Origin of the sequence: Rhodococcus sp. P14, from assembly GCF_000256505.1 — a bacterium.
GTDB lineage: Bacteria > Actinomycetota > Actinomycetes > Mycobacteriales > Mycobacteriaceae > Rhodococcus > Rhodococcus ruber.
The window spans coordinates 1-6,892 of record NZ_AJFC01000393.1 but is presented as its reverse complement, the minus strand read 5'-3'; the positions used below and the strand labels follow the sequence as shown (position 1 = coordinate 6,892).

8 protein-coding genes are annotated in these 6,892 nt (G+C 68.6%); 7 read left to right on the top strand and 1 reads right to left on the bottom strand.

Annotated elements, in window-relative coordinates; all coding sequences use genetic code 11:
- A partial coding sequence (locus tag OEY_RS0127280) for a 4-hydroxyphenylacetate 3-hydroxylase C-terminal domain-containing protein (RefSeq protein WP_010596898.1) occupies positions 1 to 228 on the top strand: 228 nt, incomplete at its 5' end.
- A 70-nt stretch (positions 229 to 298) separates the two neighbouring features.
- Entirely contained in the window at positions 299 to 790 is a 492-nt protein-coding gene (locus OEY_RS0127275) for a hypothetical protein (RefSeq protein ID WP_010596897.1), read from the top strand.
- Between the two features lie 69 nt (positions 791 to 859).
- Here OEY_RS0127275 and OEY_RS0127270 read toward each other — a convergent pair whose 3' ends face one another.
- The gene (locus OEY_RS0127270; protein ID WP_010596896.1) at positions 860 to 1,825 is read right to left on the bottom strand and encodes an AraC family transcriptional regulator; all 966 of its coding nucleotides are present in this window, start codon (positions 1,823 to 1,825) and stop codon (positions 860 to 862) included.
- Between the two features lie 138 nt (positions 1,826 to 1,963).
- On the opposite strand from OEY_RS0127270, the gene OEY_RS0127265 reads away from it, so the two are divergent.
- The 5 genes from OEY_RS0127265 to OEY_RS0127245 all read left to right on the top strand — a co-directional run.
- A complete protein-coding gene (locus tag OEY_RS0127265; protein WP_010596895.1) occupies positions 1,964 to 3,175 on the top strand; it encodes a cytochrome P450 in 1,212 nt (403 codons plus the stop codon).
- A gap of 26 nt (positions 3,176 to 3,201) precedes the next feature.
- On the top strand, positions 3,202 to 4,200 hold the full coding sequence (locus OEY_RS0127260; protein ID WP_010596894.1) for a 2Fe-2S iron-sulfur cluster-binding protein: 999 nt from the start codon (positions 3,202 to 3,204) through the stop codon (positions 4,198 to 4,200).
- 207 nt (positions 4,201 to 4,407) lie between these two features.
- Positions 4,408 to 5,787 carry a benzoate 1,2-dioxygenase large subunit gene (benA, locus tag OEY_RS0127255; RefSeq protein WP_010596893.1) on the top strand — a complete coding sequence of 460 codons (1,380 nt, stop codon included), beginning with the start codon at positions 4,408 to 4,410 and terminating at the stop codon, positions 5,785 to 5,787.
- A 13-nt stretch (positions 5,788 to 5,800) separates the two neighbouring features.
- Positions 5,801 to 6,304 (top strand): benzoate 1,2-dioxygenase small subunit, encoded by a 504-nt coding sequence (gene benB, locus OEY_RS0127250; RefSeq protein WP_003934529.1) that lies wholly within the window; start codon positions 5,801 to 5,803, stop codon positions 6,302 to 6,304.
- A 33-nt stretch (positions 6,305 to 6,337) separates the two neighbouring features.
- Positions 6,338 to 6,892 (top strand): 2Fe-2S iron-sulfur cluster-binding protein (locus OEY_RS0127245; protein ID WP_010596892.1); only part of this gene is annotated, 555 nt, incomplete at its 3' end.

The window sequence follows — 6,892 nt, the reverse complement described above, 5'->3', positions numbered from 1 at the left end:
GACTCGATCGGCTCCGAATTCGGCGGCCGCCACGAACTCTACGAGCGCAACTACTCCGGCAACCACGAGAACGTCAAGGCCGAGCTGCTGTTCGCCGCCGAGAACCGCGGCATCGTCTCCGGCATGAAGGGCCTGGCCGAGCAGTTCATGAGCGAGTACGACCTCGACGGCTGGACCGTGCCCGACCTGATCGGCAACGACGACGTCAGCGCCTACTACCGCAAGTAACCCCAGCTGCCGCGCGCGGGCGATCCCCTGCCGCCCGCGCGCGGCGTTCCACCCGCGAAGGAGTGCCGCGATGACCACCGCATCGACGTTCGTCGTCCCCGCCCCGGTCCCGGAGTTCGACGCCGTGGTCCTCGGGCACTCCTTCGCCTCCCGGCGGGCGGCCACCCGCCTGCGCGACGAGGTGCGCTTGGCCGTGCTGGAGGCGGACGAGGCCACCGCCGCCCGCTACGACGAGGTCGACCACCGCTGGGAGATCGTCGACGGAGCGACCGTCGTCGCGCGCGCCAAGTTCGTCGTCGACGGGGACGGCACCCTCCCACTGCACGGCCGCGACGGTGCGCGGTGCACGGCAATCACGTTGACGGAGAACGGTTTTCCCAATCTCTTCCGGCCGGCCACCACCGCCCACCCCGATCCCGTGGGATACACCGTCGCGTGCCTCGGTCACATGCGCGACTACGGCCACGACTACGTCGAGCGCCGCGCCCGGGTACCGATCTGCGACGACGACTTCCCGGAGTTGTCGTTCGACCGGCCCACCCCGCAGTTCTGGGTCGGGTAGGCCCACAGCGACACCGGTCCCGGACATCGACAGCCTTCGCGACGGTTGTCGACATCCGGGACTGCTGTGTCACCGGCCGCGCAGCACCTGCGCCGGCGTCGTCCCGTAGCGCCGCTTGAACGCCGTGGCGAACCGTCCGGGGTGACCGAAACCCCACCGGTAGGCCACGTCGGCGACCGTGACCGCCCCGGCGCCGGCAACCAGGTCGTGGTGCGCGCGGCTGAGCCGGATGTCGAGCAGGCACGCCGACGGGCTGGCCCCGACGTAGTCGGCGAACGCCTCCTGCAGGCGCCGGACGCTGGTCCCGGCCAGCTCGGCCATGTCGGCCGCGGTCCACGCCCGGGCGGGATCGTCGTTCAGGGCGTCGAGGACGCGGCGGACCATGCCCGGCCGCGGCGGAGCGGCCGGCCCGTCCTGCGGGGAGACGGCGAGGACGAACGCCGCGGTGACCGCCCCGGCGAGCTGGGCACCGACGATCGGGTTGCTCACCATCTCCAGGCCGCCGTCGAGCTGTTCGGACAGCGCCCGTACCAGCCCGTGCCATTCGCTCGCCGGGCCGGTCAGGTCCAGCTGGTCGGGCAGCACCAGCTTCGTGCGCACCGGCGAACCGAGGATCCGGTCGGCCTCCCGCTCCAGGTGGTCCCGGTCGAACTTGACACCGAGAACGGAACACGTTGCGCCCCATCGGGTGATCATGCTCGGCGTGTCGGCCCGGAACACGGTGGCCTGACCGGGCGCCGACACGACCTCGCCGTGGCTGCCGCGCGACTCGAGCCGGCCGGTGAGCGGGATGTTCACCTCGTACGCGCCGGGATAGTCGCACGCGATCGCGACGTCGGCACCCCAGTGCAGGCGTCCGAGGGTCACCCCACCCAGGTCGACGGTCCGCAACGACAGCGCGGGCCGGTCCGTACCCGACAGATCGGTCAGCTCGTGCGGGAAGTACGCGTCCGCCACCGCCCGGGACGCGGCGTCCCAGTCTCCGATCTCGGCCGTGCTCACACCCCGAGGGTACGGATCGGAGACCCCGATCACACAAAGTCGCGCGATGTGTCCAGCCGCCGCGCACATCGTCTCGGCGCCGGCGTGACCCCCGTCATATGTTCCCGGTCACACGACGACGACCCACCCGGGCGTGCGTCGCGGCCGACGACACATCCAGGAGCAGAACCCATGACGAGCACCCTTTCGTGGATCGACGAGATCACCATGACCCAGCTCGAACGCAACCCGTACCCCGTGTACGAGCGGCTGCGCGCCGAGGCACCCGTCGCCTACGTGCCGGTGCTCGGCGCCTACGTCGCCTCGACCACCGAGGCCTGCCACGCCATTGCGACCAGCGGCGACTTCGAGGCCGTCATCACGCCCGCCGGTGGCCGCACCTTCGGGCATCCCGCGATCATCGGCGTCAACGGCGACATCCACGAGGATCTGCGCTCGATGGTCGAGCCGGCGCTGCAGCCGGCCGAGGTGGACCGGTGGATCGACGACCTGGTCCGGCCGATCGCCCGCCGGTACGTCGAGGCCTTCGAGTCCGACGGCAGGGCCGACCTCATGGCCCAGTTCTGCGAGCCGGTCAGCGTCCGCGCGCTCGGCGACCTGCTCGGCCTGAAGGACGTCTCCTCCGACACGCTGCGCGACTGGTTCCACCGGCTGTCGCTGTCGTTCACCAATGCCGCGGTCGACGAGAACGGCGAGTTCACCAACCAGGAGCGGTTCGCGGACGGCGACCGTGCGAAGGCCGAGATCCAGGCCGTCGTGGACCCGCTGATCGACCATTGGATCGAGCACCCGGACGACAGTGCGATCTCGCACTGGCTGCACGACGGCATGCCGGAAGGACAGACCCGCGGCCGGGACTACATCTACCCGACGCTGTACGTGTTCCTGCTCGGCGCCATGCAGGAGCCGGGCCACGCGATGGGCTCGACCCTCGCCGGCCTGTTCACCCGGCCCGAGCAGTTCGAGGCCGTCGTCGACGACCCGGATCTGATTCCCCGCGCGATCGCCGAGGGCATGCGCTGGACGTCGCCGATCTGGTCCGCGACCGCGCGCATCGCGACCCGCGACACGACGGTGGCCGGAATCGACATCGCCGAGGGCACCGTGGTGATCCTGTCGTACGGCTCGGCCAACCACGACACCGGCAAGTACGACGCCCCCACCGCGTACGACCTGACCCGTCCCCCGCTGCCGCACCTGGCGTTCGGCGCCGGCAAGCACGCGTGCGCAGGCATCTACTTCGCCAACCACGTGTGCCGCATCGGGCTCGAGGAGCTGCTCGAGACCATCCCCAACCTGGAGCGGGACACCGACGCCGACGTCGAGTTCTGGGGCTGGGGTTTCCGCGGCCCCACCGCGCTGCACGTCACGTGGGAAATCTGACCTCGTCGAGCGATCAGGAAACTGCCATGACCCAGCACACCGTCACCGTCGGCACCACCACCGTGCCGTGCGGACCCGATCAGACCGTCCTCGACGCCCTCCTCCGCGGCGGCGTGTGGATGCCCAACTCCTGCAACCAGGGCACGTGCGGCACGTGCAAGATCCGCGTCCGTTCCGGCTCGGTCGAGCACAACGCCTCGCCCGAGGACACCCTGCCGCCGACCGAGCGGGCCGACGGATTCGCCCTGGCCTGCCAGGCGACCGTCGGTGCGGACACCGTCGTCGAACCTCCCGCGGGCGAGCAGACCGCGGCCACGCACGTGCTGCGGGATCTCGTCGCCACGGTGACCGAGGTCCGCGACATCGCACGCGACACCCGGCGCGTCCTGCTCACCCTGGACACACCGCTCGAGTTCTCGGCGGGGCAGTACGTCGAGGTGACGGTGCCCGGCACGGATGTCCGGCGGCAGTACTCCCTCGCGAACCCGCCGAGCGAGCCGAAGCTGCTCGAACTGCACATCCGGCGCCGGCCGGGCGGGGTGGCCAGCGACGGATGGATCTTCGGGACCGTCTCGGTCGGGGACCGGGTCGACGTCACGGGACCGTTCGGCGACTTCACCTTCGACGCCGAGTCGACGGGACCGATGGTTCTGCTCGCGGGCGGGACTGGACTCGCACCGATGAAGAGCATCGTGCGGCACGCACTGGCGCTCGAACCGCACCGGGAGATCACCGTCTACCACGGGGTGCGTACGGCCGAGGACCTGTACGACGTCGCACTGCTGCGGGAATGGGAAGGCCAGTACCCGGGCTTCCGGCTGGTCACGTGCCTGAGTCGCGAGACCGGCGGCGACCGCGAGGGCTACGCGACCGACGCGTTCGTCGAGGATGTGGCGTCGGCGAAGGAGTACACCGGCTACATCTGCGGCTCCGAGGCGTTCGTCGACAGCGCCGTCAAGGCGTTCAAGCGGCGACGGATGTCGCCGCGGCGGATCCACCGGGAGAAGTTCGTCTCGGCGGCGTAGTCGACCGGTGCGTCCTTTGGGCTGCCCCGGCAGCCCAAAGGACGCACCGGGCGATTGAGGACCTCTTACCCTCCTGCCGAGGGTCCTAGGTAGGCCTAGGTATTTGCCTGGTGTGACTACGGCCACATGCTGGCAGTCTGAATGGCAACGCGGAGACAGCCCCGCTCGCCATCCGGGGCCGACCGACACCCTTTCTGGAGGATCCCCATGACCGAGACCCTGGACCACGTGCGCGCCGAACTCGACGGCGCCCTCGTCGAAGACGCGGAGACCGGCCGATACCAGGTGCGCCGCAACATCTTCACCGACGAAGAGATCTTCGAGCTGGAGATGAAGCACATCTTCGAAGGCAACTGGGTCTACCTCGCGCACGAGAGCCAGATCCCGAACAACGGGGACTACTTCACCACCTACATCGGCCGCCAGCCCATCGTGATCAGCCGCGACAAGGAGGGCGAGCTGCACTGCCTGATCAACGCGTGCAGCCACCGCGGCGCCATGCTGTGCCGCCGCAAGACCGACAACCGCACGACGTTCACGTGCCCCTTCCACGGCTGGACCTTCCGCAACAACGGCAAGCTGCTCAAGGTCAAGGACCCGCGCGACGCCGGCTACCCGGAACAGTTCAACAAGGACGGCAGCCACGACCTGACCAAGGTCGCCCGCTTCGAAAGCTACCGCGGGTTCCTCTTCGGCAGCCTGAACGCCGACGTCAAGTCGCTCGAGGAACACCTCGGCGACACCACCAAGATCATCGACATGATCGTCGACCAGTCTCCCGAGGGCCTCGAGGTGCTGCGCGGCTCCTCGACCTACACCTACGACGGGAACTGGAAGCTGCAGGCCGAGAACGGCGCCGACGGCTACCACGTGTCGGCCACGCACTGGAACTACGCGGCCACCACCGCGCGCCGCACCGCCGGCGAGTCGGCCAACGAGACCAAGGCGATGGACGCCGGCACCTGGGGCAAGCAGGGCGGCGGCTACCACTCGTTCGACAACGGCCACCTGCTGCTGTGGATGTGGTGGGGCAACCCGCAGGACCGTCCGCTCTACCCGCGCCGGGCGGAACTCGCCGCCGAGTTCGGCGAGAAGAAGGCCGAGTTCATGGTCGGGGCGTCGCGCAACCTGTGCCTGTACCCGAACGTGTACCTGATGGACCAGTTCTCGTCTCAGATCCGGCATTTCCGGCCGATCTCGGTGGACAAGACCGAGGTCACCATCTACTGCATCGCCCCGAAGGGGGAGAGCGCCGAGTCCCGCGCCAACCGCATCCGGCAGTACGAGGACTTCTTCAACGCCACCGGTATGGCCACCCCGGACGATCTCGAGGAGTTCCGGTCCTGCCAGAAGACCTACCTGGCCACCGCCGCACCGTGGAACGACCTGAGCCGCGGCGCGACCCACCAGCTGAACGGACCGGACCAGGTCGCGCTCGACCTCGGCATGAAGAACGTGCTGTCGAGCGGGGTGAAGACCGAGGACGAGGGCCTGTACCCGATCCAGCACGGCTTCTGGCTCGACAGTATGCGCAAGGCCGTCGCGGCCGAGGCCGCCGCCGAGTCCACCGCCGCGAACGAGCGCTGAGGAAGACGAGAACATGACCACCGCAATGGAATTGACCCAGAACGACATCGAGCAGTTCCTCTACCGCGAGGCCCGTCTCCTCGACGACCGCGAGTTCGAGAAGTGGCTCGAGTGCTACCACCCGCAGGCCGAGTACTGGATGCCGGCGTGGGACGACAACGGTGAGCTCACCACGGACCCGCAGCGCGAGATCTCGCTCATCTACTACCCCAACCGGGGCGGCCTCGAGGACCGGGTGTTCCGCATCCGCACCGACCGCTCGTCCGCGACGTCGCTGCCCGAACCGCGCACCGGCCACAACATCACCAACGTCGAGATCCTCGAGCGCCGCGGCACGGAGATCGACCTGCGCCACAACTGGTTCTCGCTGTACTACCGGTACAACACCACCGACACCTATTTCGGCACGACGTTCGTCACGCTCGACGTCTCGGGCGCCCAGCCGGTGATCAAGAAGAAGAAGATCGTGCTCAAGAACGACTACATCCACCACATCGTGGACGTCTACGTCGTCTGATCCACCCCCGATTCACGAAAGGAGGCCCGTGCCGTGAGTTTCCAGGTGGCATTGAGCTTCGAGGACGGGGTGACCCGCTTCGTCAAGTGCGGACCGAACGAGACGGTCGCCGACGCGTCGTACAAGGCGCGCATCAACATTCCTCTCGACTGCCGTGACGGCGCGTGCGGTACCTGCAAGGCGCTGTGCGAGTCCGGCACCTACGACGGCGGCGACTACATCGAGGAGGCGCTGACCGACGACGAGGCCGAGCAGGGTTATTGCTTGCCGTGCCAGATGACGCCCGAGTCGGACCTCGTGCTGCAGATCGCCACGACTTCCGACGTCGCGAAGACCGCGGCGGCGACCTACACGGCGACGATCACCGACATCCGCCGCTTCTCCGACAGCACCGTCGGGTTCACCGTCGAGATCCCGAACCGCGACGAGCTGGTGTTCCTGCCGGGCCAGTACGTCAACATCACAGTGCCCGGCACCGGGCAGACCCGGTCGTACTCGTTCAGCACCGGCCCCAACGATCCGCACCTGTCGTTCCTGGTGAAGATCACCGAGGGTGGCCTGATGTCGGAGTACCTGCGCGACCGCGCC

Coding starts and splice junctions, on each gene's coding strand:
- OEY_RS0127275 (WP_010596897.1), top strand. CDS start 299: ATGACCACCGCATCGACGTTCGTCGTCCCCGCCCCGGTCCCGGAGTTC.
- OEY_RS0127265 (WP_010596895.1), top strand. CDS start 1,964: ATGACGAGCACCCTTTCGTGGATCGACGAGATCACCATGACCCAGCTC.
- OEY_RS0127260 (WP_010596894.1), top strand. CDS start 3,202: ATGACCCAGCACACCGTCACCGTCGGCACCACCACCGTGCCGTGCGGA.
- benA (WP_010596893.1), top strand. CDS start 4,408: ATGACCGAGACCCTGGACCACGTGCGCGCCGAACTCGACGGCGCCCTC.
- benB (WP_003934529.1), top strand. CDS start 5,801: ATGACCACCGCAATGGAATTGACCCAGAACGACATCGAGCAGTTCCTC.